The organism is Bradyrhizobium sp. USDA 4451 (assembly GCF_054822585.1).
This window is the reverse complement of the sequence record NZ_JBTRCH010000001.1, coordinates 7,443,323-7,468,542: the sequence shown is the minus strand read 5'-3', so window position 1 is coordinate 7,468,542 and position 25,220 is coordinate 7,443,323. Positions and strand designations below refer to the sequence as shown.

At 65.8% G+C, this 25,220-nt stretch carries 23 protein-coding genes; 10 read left to right on the top strand and 13 right to left on the bottom strand.

Annotated features, from left to right (window positions below):
• Positions 1-9: 9 nt before the first annotated feature.
• Positions 10-1,368: an ATP-binding protein gene (locus tag ACVMB0_RS35020; protein WP_456753312.1), complete on the bottom strand. Its 1,359-nt coding sequence runs from the start codon at positions 1,366-1,368 to the stop codon at positions 10-12.
• A gap of 2 nt (positions 1,369-1,370) precedes the next feature.
• Positions 1,371-2,108, bottom strand: a complete 738-nt coding sequence (locus ACVMB0_RS35015) for a response regulator (RefSeq protein ID WP_409902747.1) — start codon at positions 2,106-2,108, stop codon at positions 1,371-1,373.
• A 346-nt stretch (positions 2,109-2,454) separates the two neighbouring features.
• Between ACVMB0_RS35015 and ACVMB0_RS35010 the strand changes: the two genes are divergently transcribed.
• Positions 2,455-2,832, top strand: a complete 378-nt coding sequence (locus tag ACVMB0_RS35010) for a PRC-barrel domain-containing protein (protein WP_021079972.1) — start codon at positions 2,455-2,457, stop codon at positions 2,830-2,832.
• A 352-nt stretch (positions 2,833-3,184) separates the two neighbouring features.
• Positions 3,185-3,703, top strand: coding sequence for a PRC-barrel domain-containing protein (locus ACVMB0_RS35005; RefSeq protein WP_456753313.1), 519 nt, complete (start codon positions 3,185-3,187; stop codon positions 3,701-3,703).
• A 67-nt stretch (positions 3,704-3,770) separates the two neighbouring features.
• Here the strand turns inward: ACVMB0_RS35005 and ACVMB0_RS35000 are convergent, their stop codons facing one another.
• The 6 genes from ACVMB0_RS35000 to ACVMB0_RS34975 all read right to left on the bottom strand — a co-directional run bounded on the left by ACVMB0_RS35000 (position 3,771) and on the right by ACVMB0_RS34975 (position 11,906).
• Entirely contained in the window at positions 3,771-5,168 is a 1,398-nt protein-coding gene (locus ACVMB0_RS35000) for a glycerophosphodiester phosphodiesterase family protein (protein ID WP_461349112.1), read from the bottom strand.
• A gap of 426 nt (positions 5,169-5,594) precedes the next feature.
• Positions 5,595-6,809, bottom strand: coding sequence for an ABC transporter substrate-binding protein (locus ACVMB0_RS34995; RefSeq protein ID WP_461349111.1), 1,215 nt, complete (start codon positions 6,807-6,809; stop codon positions 5,595-5,597).
• A 162-nt stretch (positions 6,810-6,971) separates the two neighbouring features.
• A complete protein-coding gene (locus ACVMB0_RS34990; RefSeq protein WP_461349110.1) occupies positions 6,972-8,540 on the bottom strand; it encodes a DUF4403 family protein in 1,569 nt (522 codons plus the stop codon).
• Positions 8,541-8,750: 210 nt separating this feature from the next.
• A complete protein-coding gene (locus ACVMB0_RS34985; protein WP_456753317.1) occupies positions 8,751-9,440 on the bottom strand; it encodes a L,D-transpeptidase in 690 nt (229 codons plus the stop codon).
• 186 nt (positions 9,441-9,626) lie between these two features.
• Complete coding sequence (locus tag ACVMB0_RS34980; protein ID WP_456756474.1) at positions 9,627-10,409, bottom strand: sulfite exporter TauE/SafE family protein; 783 nt, start codon at positions 10,407-10,409, stop codon at positions 9,627-9,629.
• Between the two features lie 114 nt (positions 10,410-10,523).
• On the bottom strand, positions 10,524-11,906 hold the full coding sequence (locus tag ACVMB0_RS34975) for a TAXI family TRAP transporter solute-binding subunit (protein WP_461349109.1): 1,383 nt from the start codon (positions 11,904-11,906) through the stop codon (positions 10,524-10,526).
• Positions 11,907-12,044: 138 nt separating this feature from the next.
• Between ACVMB0_RS34975 and ACVMB0_RS34970 the strand changes: the two genes are divergently transcribed.
• From ACVMB0_RS34970 to ACVMB0_RS34960, 3 genes are all read left to right on the top strand, one after another.
• Positions 12,045-13,100: a glycosyltransferase family 4 protein gene (locus ACVMB0_RS34970; RefSeq protein WP_461349108.1), complete on the top strand. Its 1,056-nt coding sequence runs from the start codon at positions 12,045-12,047 to the stop codon at positions 13,098-13,100.
• Between the two features lie 33 nt (positions 13,101-13,133).
• Positions 13,134-13,823, top strand: coding sequence for a class I SAM-dependent methyltransferase (locus tag ACVMB0_RS34965; RefSeq protein ID WP_461349107.1), 690 nt, complete (start codon positions 13,134-13,136; stop codon positions 13,821-13,823).
• Between the two features lie 234 nt (positions 13,824-14,057).
• Positions 14,058-14,675, top strand: a complete 618-nt coding sequence (locus ACVMB0_RS34960; RefSeq protein WP_057014961.1) for a hypothetical protein — start codon at positions 14,058-14,060, stop codon at positions 14,673-14,675.
• A 382-nt stretch (positions 14,676-15,057) separates the two neighbouring features.
• On the opposite strand, the gene ACVMB0_RS34955 is transcribed toward ACVMB0_RS34960, so the two are convergent.
• A complete protein-coding gene (locus tag ACVMB0_RS34955) occupies positions 15,058-16,722 on the bottom strand; it encodes an aminotransferase class III-fold pyridoxal phosphate-dependent enzyme (protein ID WP_461349106.1) in 1,665 nt (554 codons plus the stop codon).
• Between the two features lie 34 nt (positions 16,723-16,756).
• Here ACVMB0_RS34955 and asd point away from each other — a divergent pair, with 34 nt between their 5' ends.
• Positions 16,757-17,626, top strand: coding sequence for an archaetidylserine decarboxylase (gene asd, locus ACVMB0_RS34950; RefSeq protein WP_461349105.1), 870 nt, complete (start codon positions 16,757-16,759; stop codon positions 17,624-17,626).
• Positions 17,627-17,749: 123 nt separating this feature from the next.
• The gene (locus ACVMB0_RS34945; protein WP_461349104.1) at positions 17,750-18,589 is read left to right on the top strand and encodes an NUDIX hydrolase; all 840 of its coding nucleotides are present in this window, start codon (positions 17,750-17,752) and stop codon (positions 18,587-18,589) included.
• On the opposite strand, the gene ACVMB0_RS34940 is transcribed toward ACVMB0_RS34945, so the two are convergent.
• Positions 18,590-20,404 carry a winged helix-turn-helix domain-containing protein gene (locus ACVMB0_RS34940; protein WP_461349103.1) on the bottom strand — a complete coding sequence of 605 codons (1,815 nt, stop codon included), beginning with the start codon at positions 20,402-20,404 and terminating at the stop codon, positions 18,590-18,592.
• Positions 20,405-20,559: 155 nt separating this feature from the next.
• On the opposite strand from ACVMB0_RS34940, the gene ACVMB0_RS34935 reads away from it, so the two are divergent.
• The 3 genes from ACVMB0_RS34935 to ACVMB0_RS34925 all read left to right on the top strand — a co-directional run bounded on the left by ACVMB0_RS34935 (position 20,560) and on the right by ACVMB0_RS34925 (position 22,290).
• Positions 20,560-20,865, top strand: coding sequence for a nickel-binding protein (locus ACVMB0_RS34935; RefSeq protein ID WP_456753325.1), 306 nt, complete (start codon positions 20,560-20,562; stop codon positions 20,863-20,865).
• A gap of 81 nt (positions 20,866-20,946) precedes the next feature.
• Positions 20,947-21,357, top strand: coding sequence for a hypothetical protein (locus tag ACVMB0_RS34930; RefSeq protein WP_461349102.1), 411 nt, complete (start codon positions 20,947-20,949; stop codon positions 21,355-21,357).
• 105 nt (positions 21,358-21,462) lie between these two features.
• The gene (locus tag ACVMB0_RS34925; protein WP_461349101.1) at positions 21,463-22,290 is read left to right on the top strand and encodes a class I SAM-dependent methyltransferase; all 828 of its coding nucleotides are present in this window, start codon (positions 21,463-21,465) and stop codon (positions 22,288-22,290) included.
• 75 nt (positions 22,291-22,365) lie between these two features.
• Here the strand turns inward: ACVMB0_RS34925 and ACVMB0_RS34920 are convergent, their stop codons facing one another.
• From ACVMB0_RS34920 to ACVMB0_RS34910, 3 genes are all read right to left on the bottom strand, one after another.
• Positions 22,366-23,856 carry a FecR family protein gene (locus ACVMB0_RS34920; RefSeq protein ID WP_461349100.1) on the bottom strand — a complete coding sequence of 497 codons (1,491 nt, stop codon included), beginning with the start codon at positions 23,854-23,856 and terminating at the stop codon, positions 22,366-22,368.
• Positions 23,857-24,062: 206 nt separating this feature from the next.
• Positions 24,063-24,389, bottom strand: a complete 327-nt coding sequence (locus tag ACVMB0_RS34915; protein ID WP_461349099.1) for a hypothetical protein — start codon at positions 24,387-24,389, stop codon at positions 24,063-24,065.
• Between the two features lie 121 nt (positions 24,390-24,510).
• Positions 24,511-25,155, bottom strand: a complete 645-nt coding sequence (locus ACVMB0_RS34910; RefSeq protein WP_461349098.1) for an inner membrane-spanning protein YciB — start codon at positions 25,153-25,155, stop codon at positions 24,511-24,513.
• Positions 25,156-25,220 lie beyond the last annotated feature (65 nt).

Here is a 25,220-nt window from a genome sequence, read left to right as displayed (position 1 = left end):
CTCGCCTGATCAGGCTGCGGTTCGCTGCGGCGGCTGCAACGGTTGCTGATGCGCCGGCAATTCGATCCGGACCACCAGCCCGTGCGGCGTGCGATCGTGCAGCGACAGCGTGCCGCCATGCGCGAGCACGATGGCGTTGGCGATCGACAGGCCGAGGCCGAAGCCTTCGGCTTCGTCCATGTTGCGCGCCTGGTCGCCGCGCACGAAAGGCTCCATCACGGTCGACTTGTGCGCATCCGAGATGCCGGGGCCGTCGTCCTCGATGTCGACGACGAGGCGGTCGGGCCTGACGTCGAGGCGAACGGTCACCTCGCCGCCGAAGCGCGCAGCATTGTCCACCAGATTGGTGATGCAGCGATGCAAATCGGCGGGCCGCGCGGTCGCCATCGCGTGCTGCGGGCCCTCGTAATTGACCTTGTGTCCCATGTCGACGAACTGGTCGGTGACGAGGTGCAGCGTGCTCGCGATGTCGACCAGCGTCATCTCCTCGAGCTTGCGGTCGTTGCGCAGGAACGACAGCACCGATTCCAGCATCGAGCGCATCTGGTCGAGGTCGCGCAGCATGCGGTGGCGATTGGTCTCGTCCTCGATGAATTCGGCGCGCAGTCGCATCCGCGTGATCGGCGTGCGCAGATCGTGGCTGATCGCGGCCAGCATCTTGGTGCGGTCGTCGATCAATGCGGTGATCCGCTCGCGCATCCGGTTCAGCGCCTTGGCGAGCGAGCGGATCTCCTCTGGCCCGCGCTCGGGCAGCGGAGCTTCGGCGCCGTTCAGGCTGAAGGTCTCGGCCGCCTTGACGAACGACGACAGCGGCGCGGTCAGCGCCCATGCCGCCCACAGGCCGAGCAGGGTGACGCTGATGACGGCGAACAGCACCGTCATCATCCACGGACCGCCCCAGAACGGCCGCATGTGCTGATCCGGCATCAGGTTGGCGGCGAACATCGCGCCGTCGGGCAGGCGGATCGCGACGCGGCGGATCTCGCTGTCATGCGGCGCAGAACCCGCCTCGCGCGGCAGCGAGAAGACGCGATAGCCGGCCCCGAGCCGGCGCAGCGCGTGCAGGCTCGGCGCGTCCGTCTCGGCGAGCGCGCCGGCGTCGGCCGGCAGGTCGCCGACCGCAAGCTGCGGGAATGCGCGGGCGATGTCGGCCTGGAGCCGCGGCCGCTCCGATGCCGGAGCATGCCCGAGCAGTTGCGCGGCGGCGGCGAGTTGGGTGTGCCAGCGATCCGACGCATCGGGCCGATCCGGGCGATGGATCAGGAAGGTGGCGGTGATGATCAGATGCAGCGCGACGATCGAGACGACGACCAGCGCCGCCATCTGGGCGCCGATCCCCCGCAGACTCAGCACGCGCAGCAGCTTCATGGTCAGTTGCTCGTGGCGGCAACCGCCTCCACCCTCGGAGTGAACACATAGCCGCCGGAACGCACCGTCTTGATCATGGTGGCTTCCTGCGGATCGGGCTCGATCTTGCGCCGGATACGGCTGACCAGCACGTCGATCGAACGCTCGAACGAGCCGGCGCTGCGGCCCTGCGTCAGGTCGAGCAGGCTGTCGCGCGACAGCACGCGGCCGGGCCGTTCGCAGAAGGTCCGCAGCAGGTCGAACTCGGCGCTGGTCATGGCGACGCGCGCGCCGTCGGGGTTGCGCAGCTCGCGCAAGCGGATGTCGATGCGCCAGCCGAGGAAAGTCAGCGTGGTCGCGCCCTCGATCGCGCTGGCGTTGCGCGCGGCGGCCTGCCGGCGCAGCACCGCGTTGATCCGCGCCAACAGCTCGCGCGGGTTGAACGGCTTTGCCAAATAATCGTCGGCGCCCATCTCGAGGCCGAGGATGCGGTCGACGTCCTCACCGCGCGCGGTCAGCATGATGATCGGCGTCTGCGACTCCGCGCGCACCTTGCGGCACAGGCTGAGGCCGTCCTCGCCGGGCAGCATGACATCGAGCACCAGCAGATCGACGCGGTGATCGGTCATCGCCTTGGCCATCTCGCGGCCGTCGGAGGCGGTCGTGACGTGGCAGGAATTGGTGCGGAGATATTTTGCGATGAGGGACCGCGTCTCGCGATCGTCCTCGACGACTAGGATATTGGGCGCAGCCTGGGTCATACCGATCTTTTGTCCGTGATTCGGGGAAAGCGGCTCAGGAATTTTGTTTCAGTGTGTTTCTAAGTCTTGCCCAGCCGATCGAGTTAAACAGGTCCCCGGCGGGGAGAAAAGTTAGCGTTCTGTCATCAAGCTAACGCGTTGATATCCGGGCCGAACTCCAACCGGCTCGGACCGGGAGGCGTGACGGCCAGGGCAGCCGGAAAAAGGCAAGGCTCGCTGTCATATCGGGGCCGGAACCCGTTTGCCCGGCGACGCGTTATTTCTCTTTCAGGCCAAGGTCCGGGCCATGGTCCGGGCCAAGTTTCGGGCAAGGGCTCAGATAAGGGCTCAGGTTGAGGAGGGTGAAATGGCTGTCGAGGTCAGGACAAGGCCGCATCAGCTGATTGCAAGCGACCGGGTTGAGGGGACCGCGGTGCGCCGCGCCAATGGCGACATGATCGGCCACATCGAGCGGCTGATGATCGACAAGATCTCGGGCAAGGTGTCATACGCGGTGCTGAGCTTCGGCGGTTTCCTCGGGATCGGAACCAACCTGATTCCGCTGCCGTGGGGCCGGTTGCACTATAACCCGAAGTTTGAGGCCTATGAACTCGACATCGAGGATGACGAGTTGAAGCGGGCGCCGTCGTTTCGCGCCGACAAGGATTTCGACTGGGGCGATCGCTCGCAGGAAGTCGAGCTGCATCGCTTCTATGGCGTGCCGCCCTATTGGGGCGGCTTCTGATCGCACGGCGACCGGCGCGCGCGGGATCGACGGATGTCGATCGCTGATGCCCGCTCGGGCGCGCGTGAATACCGCGCGGTTCGCCGGGACGACTTAGTGAGCCAAACATCGTCACATCAGGGACTGCGCGTCCGGCGCAGTCGTGAGGCTCAACCGCAGCCTAGTTGAGATGCGGCGATCGCTTTCGTCAAGCACTGCAACGTCCCGTCTCTCGAAAAGTTGCCGGTGCATGCTGCACCGTGTCCGTGTTCCGTCATACCGGAGCGGCTTTTGAGCGCAGGCGCAATAGGAACGGTCGCTGACATCACGGGTTCTCCCAGCATCGATTGTGCGAACTGAGGAGAGCGCAACCATGTTGATCAAATCAATCATCGCCGGCGTTGCCGGCTCGGCTTTGCTTGCGACCGTCGCGGTCGCGCAAACGCCCGCCGACAAGACCGACAACAAGATGTCACCGCCGGCATCGACGGCGGCCACCTCGCCGAACACCTACAAGGGCGACTGGCGCGCGTCGAAGGTCGTCGGCCTTAGCGTCTACAACGACAGCAACGAGAGCGTCGGCTCGATCAATGATCTCCTGATGGACAAGGGCGGTGCCATTAAGGCGGTCGTGATCGGCGTCGGCGGTTTCCTGGGTGTCGGCGAGCACCTGGTCGCGGTGCCGATCGACAAGGTGAAGTTCGTCAACGAGCCGGTCGCCTATACCGGTGCTGCGAACACCGGCAGCACGAACAAGTCGACGACCACAACGGGCGCGGCCCCTGCGGCATCGTCCTCGAAGCCGAATCCCTGGTATCCGGATCACGCGGTGTTCAGCGCGACCAAGGATGAGCTGAAGGCGATGCCCGAGTTCAAGTACTCGACCGACTGACGCATAGCGCATGACGTGAAAGACAAGCGCGCCCGGTGATGCCGGGCGCGCTTTTGTTGCGCAGGCTTCACCGGCCGAGCTCGCGCAGGTAAGCCGCGCGGGCGGCGACGCCGGTGTGGGTGAAATCCGTGAACACCCCGTCGACGCCGAGACGGAAGAACTTCAGATATTCAAGGGCCGGATCGCCGTGGTAGTCGGCGGCGAGATATTTCTTCTCGTTGCGGAACGTGAAGACATGCACGAACAGGCCGAGCCTGTGCGCGTCGGCGATCACGCTGGTTGCGTCCTGCGTCCTGGCGTCCGCCGTCGAACCCTTGGTCGGCTTGCCGTCGGCGCTCTCGTCCGTCCAGGGCGAGATCTTGTACGGCACGATATAGGCCTTCCACGGACCGATGCCGTCGGCATAGGTCTTGATCTCGGCGAGGCCTTCCGGCGTCAGCATCGTATCGAAGGTGCGGCTGTCGCCCGCAACCGTCCAGTCGTAGGGGCGGGAATTGGCGATATTGTTGAGCAGCACCTTACCCGTCCTGAAGTCGACGCCGTTGCCGTCGATCAGCTGGACCTGCCGTGTTTCCAGTCCGTGGCTGCGCATGTATTTCAGGCTGCCGGGCTCGAAGCTCTGCACGATGATCGGCGCGTCCTTTGAATTGAGGCCGTTCTCCTTGATGATCTTGATCAGGGCGTCCTCGAGCGGACGGCTGCCGGGCGCGCCGCAGCCATTGGCGATCGCCTGGGCATTGTTCCAGGTCGGGTTCTTGGTTTCCGGATAGACCGAGATCGAACGTCCGGTCGCCTTGCTCTTGGCCTTGGCGATGTCGATGATGTCCTGGAAGCTGATGATCGGAAACTTGCCGTTGAACAGTTTCGGCCGCTCGTTGGCTGCATCATAGGTGGTGCCGGCGATCCAGGTTCTCAGCTCGGCCATGGTGAAATCGGTGATCGACCAGTCGTTGGTGTGATCGTCGCCGTCGACGATCAGCGCCTTCACCACCGACTTCGGATCGGCCGGATCGAGGAGGTCGGTGGGATATTCAGCCGGGCCGCTGGTCGGGGTTTGCGCCCATTTCACCTTGACGGGGATGCCGGGCGTCGTGCGTTTGCGTTTGGCGACGTCCGCATTGGTCTTCGCCACTTCGGCGACATTGGTGTTGTCGCCGAGCCATGGATTGTGGCGCGCCACCAGCACGCAGTCCTTGGTCAGATGCAGGTCTTCTTCGAGCGAGTCGGTGCCGAGGTCGGCGGCGAGCTCGTACGAGGCTTCGGTCTCCTCGGGCACCAGGCCCGGCACGCCGCGATGCCCGATCACCAGCGGCAGCTTGCCGTCGACGGTCAGGAACGGTTTGGCGCCTGAAGGTGCCGGGCCGGTTTGCGCCGACGCGATCGACGGCAGCAGGATCGCCAGGGCGGTCGCGCCGAGCAGCATCGCTCCAACATGCATCTTGCGTCGCGAACAAAAATGCTTCACGGCCAAGTCTCCATATCCAGCCCGGCATCGGGTTGATGCCACGAGCGCCCGAACCGACCAGGGCTGACGCTGTTGTCTTCTTGTCTCAATCTCCTGACAAGCGGATGACTGAGGGGAAGTGCGATCCAAAAGAAAGAGGATGCGGATCGATCGATCCTCCCAGCTCGATTTTTTGAGGTCGCCGTGCGCAATCGAATGCGTCGACGGTGCAGCACCTGGGACAACAGAGGACCTTGCACCGGATCGAGCCGCGGGCACAGCCTAGCCTCGCCCCGCGTGCGGGGAGAGGTCGGAATGCATCGTTAGATGCATTCCGGGTGAGGGGGAGCCTCCGCGAGCGCGGCTATCGACGTGTACGCGGAGACAGCCCCTCACCCCAACCCTCTCCCGGTAAGAACGGGGAGAGGGAGCGCAGCGGCGCGCGCGTCAGTTCGACTTCACCAGCGGGCAGCCGCCCTTGTCGAGCGGGCGGAAGGCTTCGTCGCCGGGCACGGTGGCGATCAGCTTGTAGAGGTCCCACTCGCCCTTGGATTCCTCGGGCTTCTTGGTTTCGAACAGGTACATGTCGTGCACCATGCGGCCGTCGATCCGGATATGGCCGTTCTTGGCGAAGAAGTCGTTGATCGGCGTCTTGCGCATCTGCTCCATCACCTTCGGCGCCTCGTCGGTGCCGATCGCTTCGATCGCCTTCAGGTAATGCATGGTCGCCGAATAGAGGCCGGCCTGGATCATGGTCGGCATGTGGCCGACCTTCTCGTTGAAGCGCTTCGAGAAGGCGCGGGTCTCGTCGTTCATGTCCCAGTAGAAGGCGTCGGTGACGATCAGGCCCTGCGTCGCCTTCAGGCCCAGTGCGTGGGTGTCGGTGATTTCCATCAGCAGCGCGATCAGCTTCTGGCCGCCCTGCGCCAGGCCGAACTCGGCGGCCTGCTTCAGCGCGGTGGTGGTGTCGCCGCCGGCATTGGCCAGCGCCACGACCTTGGCCTTGGAGGCCTGCGCCTGCAGCAGGAAGGACGAGAAGTCCGACGAGTTGAGCGGATGGCGCACGTCGCCGAGCACCTTGCCGCCGCTCTCCTTGACGACGTTGGCGGCATCGCGCTCCAGCGCCATGCCGAAGGCATAGTCGGCGGTGACGAAGAACCAGGTGTCCTCGCCGCGCTTGACCATCGCCTTGCCTGCGACGTTCGACAGCGCATAGGTGTCGTAGGTCCAGTGCACGGTGTTGGGCGAGCATGCGGTGCCGGTGATGTCGGAGGAGCCGCCGCCGGAATTGATGTGGATCTTGTTCTTCTCGCGCGTCAGCGCCGAGATCGGCAGCGCGACCGATGAGGTCGGCACGTCGAGGATCGCATCGACCTTGTCGTTGTCGTACCAGTTGCGCGCGATGCTGACGCCGACGTCGGGCTTGTTCTGGTGGTCGGCCACCGCGACCTGGATCGGCTTGCCCTTGACCTTGCCGCCGTAATCGGCGACCGCCATCTCGACCGCGGCGACCGAGCCCTTGCCGGTGGCGTCGGCATAGAGGCTCGACATGTCGGTGAGCACGCCGAGCTTGACGACGTCGTCGGAGATCTGGGCGTTGGCTGCGGTGCCGGAGACCGCGAGCGCGAAGCCGGCCGCCGCTGCGGCCAAGAGCGATTTCATCGAGTTTGTCTCCCTGACTTTTCGTTGCTTGCTTCCACGGGGCACCTTCTATCCGGTGCGGCAACCTGTCGCAAAGACGACTTTTTGGGCATATGGGCTGCCGCTACTCGATGAGCGGAAAGCTGTTGCCCTCGCCCCCCCGCTGGCGGGGAGAGGGCAAGGCTACAGTGCCGGCAATGCGGTGACGGCGGCCTTGATGGTGCCGTCGGTCTCCACGATCACCCGCAGCGTCTTCGAATCGAACGCGATGTCGGCCAGGCGAATGCTGTTGACGTCGGCGTCGACGCGGATGCCTTCCTCGTTCTTCTGCAGGTCGGCGATGGCGGCGGCGATCTTGCGCTGGGCGTTGGCCGCGAACGGCTTCAGGTCGACGACCAGCCGGTCGGCCAGCGCCTGCTGCATGTGCGGGACCGCCGCGCGCGCGGCGGCGCCGAGCAGGCCGAACGCCGCCTCGGATTCCACCGCCAGCTCGACGTCGGCGAGCCGCAGCGTCTGCGCCGCCTGGTCGAGCCGGGGCCGGCCCCAGATGTGCACGGTCGCCTCGGCGCCGAGCCCGAAGAAGCTCTTCTTCTCCTTGGCATGCACCAGAAGCGAGATCAAAAGCCGGTCGCCGGAGGCCGCGATGCTCGCGCTCTTGACGGTGACGTCGACCGGGCCGGAACCGTCCTCGGGGAAGGTCTTGCCCTTCAGCTGCGCCTCGACCAGCTGCGTCAGCGTGGTGAAGGACATGTCGACCGGCAGGCCGATCGCGATCTGGCTCGACATCGGCGGCACGATCGAGAGCTTGTCGGGGAACGGGCAGTTCGGCGTGGTCTGCGCTTCGGTGATCCGCGTCTCGGCCTCGATCCCCATCGTCAGGATCATCGAGGACGCATCGACCTTGGGCTGCGCCGCGATCGCGCGGATCGGCCGCAGCTCGAGCCACATCGGCGGCATCGATGCGGTGCCGCCGGTGCCTTGCAGCGGGAGCGAGCGGCAGGCCTTGGCCCATTGCGCGCGGGCGTTGTTCTGGAACACCGGGTCGTTGCGCAATCGTGCCTCGACCGCGGAGATCTGGTCGGCCACCGCCTTGTCGATCACCGGCTTGACCTGGGCCGGCACGTTGATGCGGACGCCGGCGGCCGACAGGCTGGTGTCGCCGAGATTGACCTGCGCCTGCAGGTTCGGCTCGATCCGCCAGGACGCGCCGAGCTTCGGCCGTGCGGTCAGGGTGACGTTGCCCTTGATGTCGGCATTGGCGTCGATGTTCTTGATGTTCACCGCGCCGATCTGCTTGGCGACGTTGCCGCCGAGCAGGCTGCCGAGTGCGTTACTGACGGCGCCGGTCGCCTTCGCCGACAGCGAGCCGGTGACCTTGAGCGTGCCGTTGATCGGGGTCGTCAGCGTCAGCACGTCCTGCGCGCCGGTGGCCGCGATCGGCCCGCGCGACGCGGACCAGCCGATGTCGGCATTTTGCAGGATCTGTTGCACCGGATTGTCGGCCTTGCCGCCGAACGTCTTCGGCGCGCCGCGCTCGGCGGCGTCGCGGATCGCCGACAGCGCGACCGAGACCTGCGCCACGATCGTCGAGGACCGCGGCGCCTGCGGCAGCGGCGGCAGCTCGGCGAGCTGCGGCTTCTGCAGGGTGGCGCTCGGCGCGAGCCAGTCCATGGCCTTGAGACTGATTGCGAACGAGATCAGCACGACGGTGATGCCGAGTGCGATCGTTCTCGGATGCATCGGTAGACGCATCATTCCCCCGGATGAAAATCAATTGTGACGGGTTGTACAGGCCCGCCGACGAGGGCGCCAGTGTGGCGGGATCAAGCTGCTTCAGGGGCGGAAGCAGCCCGAATGTCCGGGTCACCTGGACGTTAACGATTGTGAACGCGGCAACGGCCCCGGTGGGGTGCCGGAGCCGTTGCCTGAGCCCTTGGAGGGGGCTTGGGGAAGTCGGTCTTGTTAGCGGACGGCCGAACCGAGGTCGGCGCGGCGGTCGGTCATCGGCAGCACGATCACCTTGGTGCCGACGCTGACCCGCGAATAGAGGTCGCTGACGTCCTCATTGGTGAGCCGCAGGCAGCCGGAGGAGACGTGGGTGCCGATCGTCTCCGGCGCGTTGGTGCCGTGGATGCGGTACACGGTGCCGCCGAGATACATGGCGCGGGCGCCGAGCGGGTTGCCGGGGCCGCCGGCCATGTGGCGCGGCAAATAGGGCTGGCGGGCGATCATTTCCGGCGGCGGGGTCCAATCCGGCCACTCCGCCTTCTTGGTGATGGTCTGGGTGCCCGACCAGGTGAAGCCGTCGCGGCCGACGCCGATGCCGTAGCGCATCGCCTGGCCGCCTCCGAGCACGAGATAGAGATAGGTGTGCGGGGTGTCGATGATGATGGTGCCGGGCGCCTCGCGCGTCGGATAGGCGACAACCTGGCGACGCAGCCTGGCGGGCAGTTCGACGGAGCGGTCTTCTTCCTGCGCCTGCGGCATCGACTGCACCGGCGGCTGCACGGCCTCGGTCGGCGGCGTCAGGATGAACGGAAACATCGGCAGCGGCGCAGCCGCGGCGGAGTTCGCGAAAGCGACTGATCCAATCGCCAGCGCACCGAAGGCGGCGGCAGCGAGACGTGCGTTCAGCTTGACGGAATTGAACATTGTCGACCCCTGTTGTTTGCGCCCTGCGCGCCAGTTCCGGCGCGTCGTTGGGTCAAACCAGTACAAGGGAGGCGTTTCAGGACGTTTGCACGAAATCGCCAAAATGGTTTCGTGCCGTTAGGGTTTTGTTTCGTCCGTGTTTCGTCGCAGGGTTAAAAGCGGGTTGCCGGCACGCGGCGCGACCACTCAGGGGTGGACGTATCCGGCCAGCCCGTCCCACAGCAGCTTGGCCGCGGTGATCACCAGAATGGCGTAGCAGGTCCGGTACAGCGCGCGCTGGTCGAGGCGTTCGTGCAGCCGCCATCCGGCCCAGACGCCGACCGGCACCGCCGGCACGCAGAGCGCCATCAGCAGCCACAGGCTGCGTGACGGAGTGCCGAGCACGAGCCAGGGACCTGCCTTAAGCAAGTTGCCGACCGTGAAGAACAGGCTGGTCGTGCCGGCATAGAGCGCCTTCGACATGCCGAGCGGCAATAGATAGATCGCAAGCGGCGGCCCGCCCGAATGCGCCACCATCGTGGTGACGCCGGAGGAGAGGCCGGCGAACGTCGCCTTGATCGTCGAGCGCGGACGCGGCTTGATCTCGCCGCCGCCGATGAACCACAGCGCGGCGAACACCAGCGTCACCGCGCCCATCACGATCTCGACCGCGTGCCGGTCGAGGTCGCGCAGCACGAAATAGCCGAGGCCGATGCCGATCACGAGCGCCGGCAGCAGCATCGCGAGGTCGACGCGCGACCAGGTGTTGGGCCGCCAGAACCGCAGCGCGGTGATGTCCATGACGACGAACAGCGGCGCCAGCAGCGCGCCCGCCGCGATCGGATCCATCGCCAGCGACAGCAGCGGGATGCCGACGATGGCAAAGCCGCCGCCGAATGCGCCCTTCATGAAGGCGATCAGGAAGACGCCGGCCAGCGCGATCGCGAGCACGAAGGGCGCGGGCAGGTCGGCGGTGATGGACGTGATCATGCTGTCGTGCGCGGCGTTGTGGTCGTACTCATACATGGCCACGCGCGCATCCACGCGCAATCCAAACATTGCTCTCGGTACACATTGCTCTCGGTGCAATCGGCGCGCGCGCGCCTAGCCGGCGCGCATCCGCGGCAGCCCCGGCTTCTCGCTGTTGATCACCGCGCGGCGATCGGAGACGGCGTGGTGGAATTGCTCGAGCGTCAGCCCGATCACCGAGAGGTCGCCTTCCTCGATCGCGCCGTCGTCGTAGCAATCGAGCGCCTCGCGCAGCAGCGCGTCCGCGTCGCCCTGCATCGCCGCGAGCTCCTCCACTGTCTCGGCGCCGCGCACCCGCGAGATCAGTTTCAGCAGATTGTCGCGATGGACGATGTAGTGCTCGCGTTCGTTGCGCTTCATGTAGTGTCGCAGCCAGGCGCCGGCCGAACCGAGGCCGGAGATCAGCAGGATGCCGCCCCAGATGTAATCGGAGTATTTCTCCAGGAAGGTACGCTCGGTGCCGTCGATATAGGCCGCGGCGCCCTGATGCGCCGGAAGTGCTGCGTCCTTGTCGGTGTCCGGCTTCTCGATCTTGGCGGCCGCCGGCAGGTCGCGCGCGACCTGGAGCCGCTGCGTGAACAATTGCCGGTCGAGCGCGCCGACGGTCGATTCCTCCAGCGCGTGCTGCGCGATGATGAGGTGATTGACGCCGACGGTCTCGACCTTGTCCTCGGGCCGTGCCGGCGACGACGAGAAGATGCTGCCGGCGATCTCCTCGGACTCATAGCGCGGATGCTTCTGCGCGATCGCTTCCGAGACGTCGATCGGGAGGAACACCGGTTCGCCGCGCGCGGCCGCCGTCGCCGCGATCGCTTCCGCCGTCACCTTGCTGTCGAGCGGGCCGACGGTCATGTAGGCGTCGAGCGACGGATCGCGTGCGAGGTCGGCGACCTTGTTGACGGCGAACTGGCTGATCGTGACCTTGTCGGGATTGACACCGGACTCGCTCAGGATCACGCGCAGCAGCGTGACGTTGGCCTGGGTGCTGCCGACCACGCCGACCTTGTGGCCGGCGAGATCGTCGATGGTCTTGATCTTCGCGGACCGCCGCTTGCCCTTCGCCCCCGCGGGCGCCCACAGCACGACGACATTCTTGCGCAGGATCGCAACCGACTCGGCGCTCGCCGGCAGATCGAGATCGCCGCGCACCACCGCGAGGTCGACCTTGTTCGCGGTGAACAGCGCGATGCTTTCGGCCGCGCCCTGCGTGGTCACCGGCTTCAGCCGCACCGAGCTGCCGGCATGCGCAAACGCCTGGGCGAAGCCCTGGACCAGCTTGACGTCCTCGCTGCCGGTCGGGCCGACCGCGATCGACAGCGTCACGGGACGCAGCGCGTAGTACAGCGTGCCGGCGGCGATCGCGAACACCAGCATCCCGGTCGCGAGGATCAGGAGCGACGAGTTTCGCCGTCTGAGCCTGCGGCGCACCGTACCGGGATTTTCACTCTGCTCTGACATCTGATTGTCATCTTACACGAAAAACCGGCGGCCCACCGGGAAAAACAACCTAACATTTCGATGACGTCATACGTTTGAAACATCCATGTCAGAACGTCGTGCGAGCAGAATCAAGATTAACGATTTGGATCTCCTGCAATGCGCATACTCGTTGCGACCGATGCCTGGCATCCGCAAGTCAACGGCGTGGTCCGGACGCTGACGTCGCTTGCGCGCAGCGCCGAGACGCTCGGCGCCGAGATCGAATTCCTCACTCCCGACGGCTTCCGCTCGGTCGGCGTGCCGACCTATCCCGGCCTGCGAATGGCGCTGCCGAACCGCCGCGAGATCGCGCGCCGGATCGAAGAGGCCGTGCCCGAGGCGATCCATATCGCCACCGAAGGACCGATCGGTTGGTCGGTGCGCGGCTATTGCCGGCGCAACAAGCTTGCCTTCACCACATCCTACACAACGCGCTTTCCGGAATATGTTTCCGTGCGCACCGGCATTCCGGACAGCGTCGGCTACGCGGTGCTGCGGCACTTCCATGCCGCCGGCTCGATGACGATGGTCGCGACCGACTCGCTGCGCTCAGAGCTTGCCGAACGCGGCTTCCGCCGGCTCGGCTTCTGGACCCGCGGCGTCGACACCAGGATCTTCAATCCCGACCAGCCGGCGCTGCTCGACCTGCCGCGGCCGATCTTCATGACGATGGGCCGCGTCGCGGTGGAGAAGAATCTCGACGCCTTCCTGTCGCTCGACCTGCCGGGCTCCAAGGTCGTGGTCGGCGACGGGCCGCAACGGGCGGCCCTGCAACAGAAACATCCCGACGCGATTTTCCTCGGCGAGAAGAAGGGCCAGGACCTGACCTCGCACCTCGCCGCTGCCGACGTCTTCGTGTTTCCCAGCCTGACCGACACCTTCGGCGTCGTGCAGCTCGAGGCGCTGGCCTGCGGCACGCCGGTGGCGGCGTTCCCGGTCACCGGCCCGAAAGACGTGATTGCCAACCATCCGATCGGCGCGATCGACAACGATCTGCGCGCCGCCTGCCTGCGCGCGCTGAACATGTCGCGCGCCGACTGCCGCAATTTCGCGTTGGAGCGTTCCTGGGAAAACAGTGCGCGTCAGTTCATCGGCAATCTGGCCACGTTGCAGCCGAGCCGCGCGCCGCGGCCCGCACGCCGCGTCGCCGGCCGCAGTGCGGTTCCGAATTAACAGCTCAATCGAACGAAAGACGAGAGACTCTCTATGGCTGAAATCATCAAGCTGGGCGCCGACCGTTCCATGGACTTCGACCGCGAGACGGTCGAGCAGGCCTACGACCGCTGGGCGCCGATCTACGACCTCGTGTTCGGCGGCGTGTTCAGCAAGGGCCGGCAGGCTGCGATCCAGGCCACCAACAAGATCGGCGGCCGCGTGCTCGAGGTCGGCGTCGGCACCGGCATCTCGCTGCCGCTCTATAGCCCGAACGTGCGCATCTTCGGCACCGACATCTCGGAAGCCATGCTCGAGAAGGCCCGGAAGCGGGTTGCCGGGCAGGGCCTGAAGAATGTCGAGGGCCTCGCGGTGATGGACGCCGAGAAGCTCGAATTCCCCGACAATTCGTTCGACGTGGTGATGGCGCAGTACGTGCTGTCGGCGGTGCCGAACCCGGAAGCCGCGCTCGACGAATTCGCCCGCGTGGTTCGTCCGGGCGGCGAATTGATCATCCTGACCCGCGTCAGCGCCGATGCCGGCGTCCGCCGCTTCATCGAGCAGAAGCTGCAGCCGGTGGTGCGCCCGCTCGGGTTCCGGACCGCCGAATTCGCCTGGTCGCGCTACACCAAGTGGCTGGCCGGCGCGCGCGGCATGGAGCTCGCGGAGCGCCGCCTGATCCCGCCGCTCGGCCATTTCTCGCTGGTCCGCTTCCGCAAGGCGGACGTCGCCAAGGCCGCCTGAGCGGCAGGCGGGCCCGGCCCGCCGGTCCTCCCGGATGAGGTCGCACAGTGCGCCGCAAAACCGGGAGGCTACGATCCTCTCCGCCTTATCCCGCAAATTTCGCCGGGATGAGGCGAAACCCTGCTCCGGTTGCGTCAAGGCGTCGCTCCGCATTGTCATATGTCATTATGATGATGTCACACGCGATACATCGAATCCCTGTAAATCCTGTTCCGAAAGATGTTGGGGGAACCAATGATCAAGAACTTCCTGCAAGAGCTGCGTACCCAGCGTTGGGATGACCATCGCTTCTACCATCACAGCCGGATCAACCAGAGCCTGCACTTCGTCAGCGCGCTGAGCTTCCTGTTCGCCTATGTGATGCTGTTCTTCGATCCGGTCGTGTCGGCGCTGGTCGGCTGGCTGGTCTCGATGACCTCGCGCCAGGCCGGTCACTTCTTCTTCGAGCCGAAAGGCTATGACCACGTCAACCAGGCGACCCACGAGCACAAGGAAGACATCAAGGTCGGTTACAATCTGCAGCGCAAGGTCGTGCTGATGGCGATCTGGGCGCTGTCGCCGATGGTGCTGTACTTCGATCCGACCCTGTTCGGCCTGTTCAAGCCCTGGGTCACGATGGGCGACTTCACCCGTCAGGTCGCCAAGATCTGGCTCGTGGTCGGCATCGGCGGCCTGTTGTTCCGCACCATCCATCTGTTCTTCATCCGCGACGTCGAGACCGGCCTCGTCTGGATGACCAAGATCGTCACCGACCCGTTCAACGACCTGAAGCTCTATCACAAGGCGCCGCTGTTCCTGATGAAGGGCGAGCTGATCGATCCGGGTCTCGAGAAGCACGTCAAGCACGCCTGATCGTTGCTCCCAGCGTCTGCAACCTTGCGTCATGCCCGGGCTTGTCCCGGGCATCTCCGTCTTAAGAGCATCGTCATTCCGGGGGCGATGCGCAGCATCGAACCCGGAATCTCGAGATTCCCCGATGCGCAGTGCGCATCTGTGGTCTGGTCCTTCGGACCATCCCGGAATGACGGTGCTAATAATGTCAACGAAAGCAGACGGGGTGGCCTCAGCTTGTAGCCCGGATGGAGCGCAGCGCAATCCGGGGCAGCTCTCACCGTCTCCGCGACTGATCCCGGATTTCGCTTCGCTCCATCCGGGCTACGGGGCTACTTTGCATGGGGTTGTTCTGCGTTTTCTGGCCGGCACAGTGCGGAACGGCCTGAAAGGCGCAGTATGCTCAGCGCCCAAGCCTCACGGCGACCATCTCCTTCAGGATCTGCCGCTTGATGGTCTTGTTGGTGAGGCCTTCCTTGTGCCACCACCAGCCGTCGCGCTTCATCTTTTCGGACGCGGCGACGAAACGGTCGGCAACCTCGGCGAAATCGGCGTCGGTGTAGTTCAGGGTGAAGATCAGGCGGCCGGTGCCGACCCAGCTCAACGCCAGCCCCTCGGCGCGCAGATAGTATTGCAGCATCCAGTTGTAGCGGGACGGCTCGGTGTAATAGACGGTCCAGATCGACGAGATGTTGCCGACGCGAACCGGCAGGCCTGCGGCCGTGAGACGGTCGTTGAGCGCCTTGGCGCGGCCGTTCCAGGTCTCGTCGAGGCCGTTGTAGATCGAGCGGAAGTTCGGGCTGGCGAGCCGGCTCAGGAACTCGTCCATCGCCGTCATCACATAGGGATGCGAGTTGAAGGTGCCGCGGGCGAAGCAGATGTCGGCCGGACGGTCGTCGCGGAAGCGCCGCATCAAATCCTTGCGACCGCACACCACGCCGATCGGCAGTCCGCCGGCCAGGCTCTTGCCGTATGTCGCCATGTCGGCCTTGACGCCGAAATAGTCCTGGGCGCCGCCGGCGGCGAGGCGGAAGCCGACGAATACCTCGTCGAAGATCAGCACGATGCCGCGCTCGGTGCAGACCTCGCGCAGCTTTTTCAGCCAATCGGTGTAGGCGGCGCGGTCGTATTTCGAGGAGCGCGAGGAATCGACCAGCGCGGAATCGCCGGGCGCGTTGGAGTTCGGATGCAGCGCCTGCAACGGATTGACCAGCACGCAGGCGATATCCTTGCGGGTGCGCAGCACGTGCAGGGTTTTCTCCGACATGTCGGCGAGCGTGTAGGTCTCGTGCGGCGACACCGGATTGCCGACGCCGGGCTGCACCTCGCCCCACCAGCCGTGATAGCTGCCGGCGAAGCGGACCAGATGGGTCCGCTTGGTGTGGTAACGCGCGAGCCGCACCGCCTGCATTACGGCCTCGGTGCCGGACATGTGGAACGAGACCTCGTCGAGGCCGGAGAGCTCGCACAGCCGCTTCACATTGTCGGCTATGATCGGATGGTAGGGGCCGAGCACAGGGCCCAGCGCCTGCGCGCGCTTCTCACCCTCGGCGATGCACTCCTTGTAGAAGTCGTTGCCGAAGATGTTGACGCCGTAGGAGCCGGTCAGGTCGTAGGCCACATTGCCGTCGACATCGGTCACGGTGACGCCGCTGGAAGCCTGCACGAAGGCCGAGGTGCCGAGATGCTCGCGCACCAGGCGGCTGTACTGGAACGGCACCCGGTAGGTTTCGGTGAATTGCAGGTCGGAGATCCGCTCGGTCACCTCTGCGGTAAGCGCGCGGCCCTTCGGGTAGCGGTCCTGGTAGAGGCCGGCGAGGCGGAAGAAGCCGTCCTGTCGCTGCATCGCGATGTCCTTCGGCGCTCCGTCGGAGCAGAAGAACGCGTCGATGTCGAATTCGTAGTGCGGCACCATGCGCGCGACCATCTTGGACATTTTGGAATGTCCGGTCAGGGAGCGGTGCTTGGCCCGCGACAGCGCGAGGCGGGCCTGGATTTTGGGGAAAGCTGCGGCGGCGCCGGCAAGCGCGGCGGCGGACAGCGAGAGAATCGGAAGGGATGTTTCCATGACAGAAGCGCTAGCCTCGGCACCTAACAGATTCATGACAGTCAAGGGCCTGATCTCGGCATTCACCCAGCAGGAAGACCTCAATTTCCTGCTCACCAACCGGATTCCGCGGGCGGCGCTGACCCGTTTCATGGGCTGGTTCTCCAAGGTCGAGAACCCCCTGGTGCGCGACGCCTCGATCGCCTGCTGGAAGCTGTTCTCCGACCTCGATCTGTCGGAGGCGAGGAAGACCGAGTTCAGGAGCCTGCACGATTGCTTCACCCGCGAGCTCAAGCCCGGCCTGCGCCCGGCGGCGGCCGATCCCGCCATCATCGCGAGCCCGTCGGACGCGATCATCGGCGCGCATGGCCGGATCGAGGACGGGCAGTTGTTCCAGGTCAAGGGCGCGCCCTATTCGCTGCTCGACCTGCTCGGCGATCCCGCATTGGTGGAGCAGCACAAAAACGGCCGCTTCGTCACGCTGCGGCTGACCTCGAGCATGTATCACCGCTTCCACGCGCCCTATGACCTCGCGATCGACAAGGTGACATTCATTCATGGCGACGTCTGGAACGTCAATCCGATCGCGCTGAAGCGGATCGAGCGGCTGTTCTGCAAGAACGAGCGCGCGGTGTTGCGCGGAAAGCTGCCGACCGGCGAGGCACTGACGCTGGTTCCGGTGGCCGCCATCCTGGTGGCCAGCCTCCGCCTGCACTTCCTCGACGTCACGCTGAACGCGCAGTCGCGCGGCCCGGTGGATTTCCCCTGTGACGTGCATGTGAAGAAGGGTGATGAGCTCGGCTGGTTCGAGCACGGCTCGACCATCATCGTGCTGGCGCCGGATCATTTCGAGTTCTGCGACAATGTTGCGGAAGGAACGCGGATCAAATGCGGCGAACCTTTGTTGCGCAAGCCCGCAGTCTGATCGCACGCGCGCATCGGCTCAATGTTTGAGCATGAAAACCGATTTCCACTTTTCGAGATCATGCTTTAGAATGTCCGGGATCGTCGTGCGACGATCCTAAATCGCAAACCTGATGGACACGAGATGGCGCGGACGCCTGTTCTGGCGGCGGGAGGCATTGTGCTGCGGCGGGAGACACCGCCGCGCTTCGCCGTCGTGCGCCTGCGCAAGCGCAATGAATGGGTGTTGCCGAAGGGCAAGCTCGACGACGGTGAGACCGCGCGCGCCGCGGCCGAGCGCGAGGTGCTGGAGGAAACCGGTCATGCCGTCGACGTGCATGAATTCCTCGGCACGCTGGTCTATGATTCAGGTGGGCGCTCCAAGGTGGTGCACTACTGGCGCATGGATGCCGGCGGCAAGCCGGTGCGCGCGTTGATGAGCGACGTCAGGGAGGTGGACTGGCTGCCGCTCGACGACGCGCTCGATCGCCTGTCGCGCGGCTATGAGCGCGTGTTCCTGGAAAATGTCGGTCCGATCGCCTTGCAGGCCGCGGCAAACGCCGAGCGCGAACGGCGCGCGCGCCTGCGGCTTGCGGCTGCCGAGCGCCGCCGCGCACGCCTTGCCGCCGACGAGCCGATCGTTGACGTGCCCGAGGCCGGCGAGACGCCTGCCGTCGCCGATGTTGCCGCGGAAGCGCCCGTGGACGCCGAAGCGGCTGCAGAGCTGCCGGTCATGGCGGATACGCCCGATCTGGTGGAGATGCCGGCGGCGGATGCCGCATCGGATCAGCCTGACATGGCGCCCGCGCACACCGCTGCCGAGGCCGGCAAGGCAGTCGAGGCCGAGCCTGTCGTGGAGCCGGCGGCACCCGAAGCGCTGCCGCCATCCGCGCGCACGATCGCGCCGGCTGTCACCGCCGTCCAACCGACCCCGCGCAAGAACCTGATCGAGCGCGTGCGCGACTGGCTGCGCCGCGCGGCGTGATCAGCCGCACATCTGACGTCGTGCGGTTGGCCGCCAGGCGTCAATGTCACGCTGCAAGGCCACGCAGTCGGCAACCCGCCGGGGCGAGCCCAATTCACGAGCCAGAAGCCGCGCCGCATGAACCTCGGCCATGGCGCCGCGGGTGTCGCCACGCTCGAGCTGGAGCCTGGAAATCTGCAATCTCAGCCGTACGATCTGAACTCGCCCCTCGATGCTCGACCACAATTGGCGGGCGAGATGCAGATGCCGCATCGCCGCTTCATGATCCTGCCGGGACAGCGCGAGGATCGCCTGCGCTTCGTTGGTGAGTGCGCGGATCGAGGGCATCGGCCAGCGATCGGGGTTTCCCGAAAGCTCGCAGATCAATGCCTTCGCCCGACCGCTCCGATTGGTGTGTGCGGCAACCAGCGCCAGATGCGCGAGCAGGATTCCCCGGCGTTGCAATGTCCACCAGGTCTTGCCGATCAAGCTCCGTTCGAGGCTTGCATAGGCGGCTTCCGCTTCGCCTCTTGCGAGCAGCAGCATGGCGCGGCCCGGCTCCGGACACCAGCCCAGCGCGTAGGCCCGGTCATAGGCTTCAAGTGCTGCGTCATCGTCACCGATCGCAGCCAGGATATCGCCCAGCACCCGATTGGCGTCGCCCATCGACCACGGCGCATCGCTGGTCAGCCGCGCGAGCGCGTCCTGGATGCGCGCCAGCGCCTCGTCGAGCGAGCCTCGGATGCCGAGCACCTCGGAGCGGTGCAGCTGGCATGAACCCGTCAGTTCCATGCCGCTGCCCGAGCAGAAATTCTGGTAGCTCCGTGTCCACTGGTCGGCCCGTGCCCAATCTCCGAACATCCGGGCTGCCCAGAGTATGTTGCAGTAGAGGCTGCCGCCCGTGATCGGGTCCAGATTGGTGCTGGACAGGGCAACGGCCGCAGCATGATCCTGATCGGCAAGTCCGCCATGCGTGTCGCCGAGACAGAGCCGATAGAAGCCGCGATAGGCCAGGCTCAGCGCCTCGATGTTGAGCGCGTCCTTGTATTTGACCGACGAATAGGCCGCGTCGGCCAATGCGAGCGCCTGTTCCGGCTCGCCATCGAACGCAGCCAGTTTCGACTTCATCCATAGCAGCAGGGCCGTCGTTGCAGGATCGTCGATCCGCGAGGCCCAATCTTCGGCGCGCGCAAGCCAGCCCTTTCCGATCGCGGCCTGACCGCTCTCGAAATGCAGGCCCGAGAGCGCGATCGCATCGGCCGCGGCACCGGCAGCGTCACCGGCCTCGCTGCGCGCGGCGACCGCGCGAACCAGAACCGGAATGGCGGCCGTTGTCTTGCCGAGGCATTGCAGGGCAAGCGCCCAATTGTGCAAATCGTCCGCGTTCAGCCCGCCGTTTTCATCTGCGCTCGCGAACAGGGTTGCGGCTTGCAGCCACATCTGTCCGGCGGCTGCGCGGCGGGCAAGGCCGATTGCACCGATTGCACCGACGGCGGCATCGGCGCCCGCGTGGTCGATGCGTTCCGGCGGCCTGATCTCGGACTCGACGAAGAACCGATAGCCTTTGCCCGGCAGGTTCCGGATCGCGCCGTCCATGCCACCTTTGCGCAGCGCGGCGCGCAACGAACTCACCGCACGCTGCAGCGAGTTGTCGGTGACCGTTACATCGGGCCACACGGCGTCGAGGAGTTCGTCCTTGGAGATGACGCGGTCGCGGTGTCGAACGAGATAGACCAGCAGGTCGAACACACGTGGCTGCAAAGCGACCTCTTGACGCGCGCACAGCAGCACGCGTCCAGCTTCATCAAGCTCGAACAGTCCAAATGAGAATGCCATGTGTATAGGTCCGGGGTTTCCGGAAAAGGTTCAGGCAAAGATCAGACAATGATCAGCCCGCGGTAAGGACAGTTGGCGTTGACGGCGCCTATAGCTGAGCATGGCCGCGATCACCGCCGCCTGCTGTTCAACCGTCCCAACCGAGGGAGATTTCGATGGAACTCTATGTCATTCGCCGTCCGAGCGCCTGGACAGACATGAGCGAGCTCGAGCGCGCCGGCGCTACGTCCGCCAGGATCGGCGACGAGCAGATGCCGGACCGTGTCCGCTGGATCCGCAGCTATGTGGTGCATGAGGCAGATGGTCGCATCGGCACATTCTGCATCTACGAGGCGCGCGACGGCGACTCGATCCGGGACCATGCGCGCTGCGTCGGCATGCCGGGCGAGGAATTCTACAAGGTCGCGGCAACCGTCGTGGTGCGTGGCGATCCGGTCGAACCGCCCATTGCAGCCGAATGACGCCCGCGCGGGCGTCGCATGGTGCATCCCGGCCGAAGCACGATTCCGGGGCACCATCACACTTCGATCAAGGAAACGATGATGTCGATTTCATCCATGGAGTCCATTTCTAGTCCGGTGCGAAAGCATTTTTCCTTCCTGCTCTTGCGCATCCGCCGGCTCGTCAATCGATCGGTCGCACGCATGCTCGAACATCGCGAACGGCAAGCCGATCGCTTGACGCCGCGCGAGCCCGGCGGCCGACGGTCGAAGGCCGCAGGCAAAGGCTGTGCCCGGCCGATCATTCGAAGCGCAGTGCTCGGGCTGATGATCGCGGGTTTGTCCTCACCCGTGTTCACGCGAGCAGAGCAGCCTGTCGTTCGGAAAAACAGTCCAACCCTGGCGCAGCAGGCCGTTTGGTCTGAGCGGAGCAAGCGTGGCTGCAGGCATCGCTCGGATTGGACCGTTGTCGCCGCATCCAGCATCCCGGTCCTTCTCGGCTATCGCACCTAGCTCGCAGCACCTTGAAGTCATTGCATGACACGATGCTTTCCAACGCAGGTCGCGGATTTTCGGTGAAGCCGTGAGCCGCACGACATTTTCAAAAGGAGATGCACAATGAACGTTCAAGCCGAAATGCCCGTCGTCGATCTCGCCGCGGTCAAGGCGCGCCAGCAGGCCACCTGGAGTTCGGGGGACTACGCGATCGTCGGCACTACGCTTCAGATCGTCGGCGAGACGCTCTGCGAGGCCGTCGACCTGCGCAGCAATCAGATGGTGCTCGACGTCGCCGCCGGCAACGGCAACGCGACGCTGGCCGCGGCGCGGCGCTTTGCCGACGTGGTCTCGACCGACTATGTCGGCGCGCTGCTCGAGCGCGGCTGCGAGCGGGCGGCCGCGGAGCGTCTGCCCGTCACGTTCCAGGAGGCGGATGCGGAGAAGCTGCCGTTTGCCGATGCAAGCTTCGACGTCGTGTTGTCGACCTTCGGCGTCATGTTCGCCGCCGATCAGCAGCAGGCCGCCAATGAACTGCGCCGGGTCTGCCGCGTCAGCGGCAAGATCGGCCTTGCGAACTGGACGCCGGAAGGGTTCATCGGCCAGGTGTTCAGGACCATCGGCAAATATGTGCCGCCGGCGCCGGGCGTGAAGTCTCCCGCGCTGTGGGGCACCGAGGCGCATCTCGGCATGCTGTTCGGCCCGCAGGCGGCGGTCGATGCCAAGCGCAGGCACTTCAACTTCCGCTACAGGTCGCGGGAGCATTTCCTCGAGATCTTCCGCACCTATTACGGTCCGGTGCTGAAGGCCTTCGGCGCGATCGATGCGGTCAAGCAGCAATTGCTCGCCACCGACATGTTCGCCCTGATGGATCAGTTCAATGTCGCCAAGGACGGGACGCTGGTCATTCCAAGCGAATATCTGGAGGCGGTGATCACCAGGCGGGGTTGACCTCCCGTTGTTCCTCGATCGGAGCATAGCGCCGGCGTTCTCGCCGGCGCCACATTGGCTCGCTGATCCGATCGCTCAGTAATGTCGCTTATCCCTGGGCGGCGGCTTGGCCGCGCGCGGCGGCGGTGCGCGCCGTTGCGTCAAGCCGGGGCGTGCCTGCACGGCGGGCCGCTGCATGCCGGGACGCGCGCCCGGTGCGGCCTGCTGGATGCGGGGCCGCACCTCGCCGGGTGCCTGGGGCACCGGCTGCGCCGTGCCCTGTCGCGGCACGCCGGGTTGAGCCGCTGGTTGTCCCGGCTGGCGCACGCCGCCTGGCGCTGGCGTGCGTCCGGGCTGCAGACCGCCTTGACGTGCCGGCTGCTGTCCGCCGGGCTGCGTCGCGCCGCCCTGTCGTGCAGGCTGTTGCTGTCCCGCGGGCTGTTGTCCGGCCGGCGTCTGCACGCCGGGTGCGTGCGGCAACGTGGTGCCGCCGGGCTGGCCGGGCAGCGCGTGCTGTGCGCCGCCTTGCTGTTGCGGGCCCGGCTGTTGCGACCCCTGCCGACCGGGCGTGCCCGGTTGCTGCGGCTGGCCGGGACGGTTTTGCTGGCCGGGCTGCGGCAACTGGCCCGGGCGGTTCTGCTGCTGACCCGGCTGCTGCGGGGCGTTGCGGTTCTGGCCCGGCAGGCCGTTCTGGCGTTGCGGGTTCGGCTGCACCGGCTGGCCGCGGTTCGGATAGGGCGCCGTCGGATTGGTCCTGCGGAAATCCGGATTGGCGCGGCGGAAGTCGCGCTGCTCGGTGACAACCTGACGGCCCAGCGTCTGCGCCGAATGCACCGCGCGCACAAAGCCTTGGTCGCGCGCGACCTGTTGCGGGGAGATCGTGAGCGGCACCGCCGCAAAGCGCGCGCCGCCGCTGCCTGGACGAATCGCAAAGCCGCTCGCGCCGCGCGTCAGCACGCCGAGCGAGGCGCCGCTGCGATCATTGACCTCGATGCGGCCGACATGCCCGTCGGCGTCGGGATAGAGCTTGATGCCGACATTGTTGCTGGTCGCGGTGGCGCCTTCCGGCACTTCGACGAGGCCGGTGGTGCCGCGGATGCCAAGCGTTGCGGTCGGCGTCGCGATCTTCATGTTGCCGGTCTTGGCGACCGCGGCGGCGACGAAGGCCGCCGTTCCCTTGGCGACGTTGAACAGCGCGCTGTTCTGCTGGCCGCCATCCTCGTAGACATAATTGTCGATCGTGATCCTGGCGTTGGCGCGCAGGTTGAACGTGGTGCCGTCGTTGAAGGTGATGCCGAGCGAGGAGGTCGCCGCTGTCGCGACGTCGTCATTGGCAAAGATGTCGTCGCGGATCTGCAGCGGCGTCGTGGTGTTGTTGCGCGTCACCGTGGCGGTTCCGGTCAGCGTCGCGACGTTGCCGATCGGCTCGGGCGCCGCGGCCGGGGCCGCGGGCGCAGGTGTTGCAGCCGTCGATGTTGCAGGCGCCGCCGGTGTCGCGCTCGGCGCCGGGGCCGGCGAGGGCGCAGTCTGCGCTTGCGCGAGCTGCGTCAGGTCCGGCGCGGCATTGGCCGTTGCATGCCAACCCATCGTGACGCCGGCTCCAAGCAGGAGCGCAAAGAGCAAGATGCGGCGCATCACCATCGATTCCCGGGAGGCATTGGAGACCGGCAATTGAGCCGCGTCAGGCTGAATGCCGAATGAACGGTCCTGCCTTGTTGTCATGGCCGGCGGATACAAGCAAGCACCGCGCCCCGTTGCCGGAAGCGCGGTGCTTGGTCGCCGTCGGGGTTTTGTCAGCCGCGCTTGTGAGGGGTGATGTTGAGCGGTTTCGCCGGCTTGGCCGCGGGCGCATAGCTTGCGGGCTGCGGAGCCGTTGCCGGCGGCACGTAGTGGAACACCGCCTTGCAGCCGTCGCTGAGCAGCGCGCGCTGGCGGACCATGCAGGCGGTGACGCGATCGACGTCGGGGATTTCCGAGCTGCACAGCCGCATCGCATCGCCGGTGCACATCTGCTGCTGCTCGTCGGTGTAGGCATAGGATGCCGAGGTCAACAGACCGAGCGTGAACGCGGTGGCGGCCAGCAGTTTGCCGTGACGAAATGCGGAAGCGATGAAAGCCATGATGTCCCCCTTGCGGTGATCGCGCCGAAGCAGCGCGTTGTCGAAGCCATCACTAGGGGGGCTTGGTTTCGCCAATTCTTCGTCGCCATGGCAAAATGGTTTCGTCGCGCGCCGCTTTGTTTCATGAACCACTCGCGGACGGTAACCCCTGCGCTGTGGCCAACGGCGCCGGACCGCCCTCCAGCGCGAGCACGGCCGCACGCTGGGCCTCGGGCATGGCGCGGATGCGGCGCCGCACGGTGAGGCGCATCGCGGCAAAGCCGCCGACGAACAGCACGACCTTGCTGACGATGCCGAAGATCGGCATCACGACGGCCCATGTCGTGATCGCGCAGGTCAGCGCGACGAAGGCGTTGACGGCGGCGGAGACGAACATCAACGCCGCCCAGGCATAGCCGACCTTGATGGCGACATCGGGCACGACCGTCCGCGCGATCTCGGGCAGATAGCGGTTGAGCCAGCCCGGCTTCAGCATCACGACGCCGACGATCGCGTAGATCACGCTCGGCTTGAACAGCACGAAGCGCGGGTCATTCGTGAGCAGGGTCGCAGCGCCGGCGGTGACCACCAGGAACAGGCTGAGCCATTCCATGGTGTCGATCCGCTTTCCGCGCACGATCTGGATGCCGATCCGCGCGACGCCGAAGGCGATGCCGACGCCGACCGCGAGCGCGGTGTTGTGTGTGAGCAGGAACAGACCGAGAAAGACAAGGGTCGATGCCAGGTCGAGGACCAGCAGCCTGGCCGCAGTGAGGAAACTCTTCATCAGTCGTTGCGCTCCGCTTGCCATCTCAGGGCGCGACCAGCGCCCGCATCGGCACAATCAGGCAG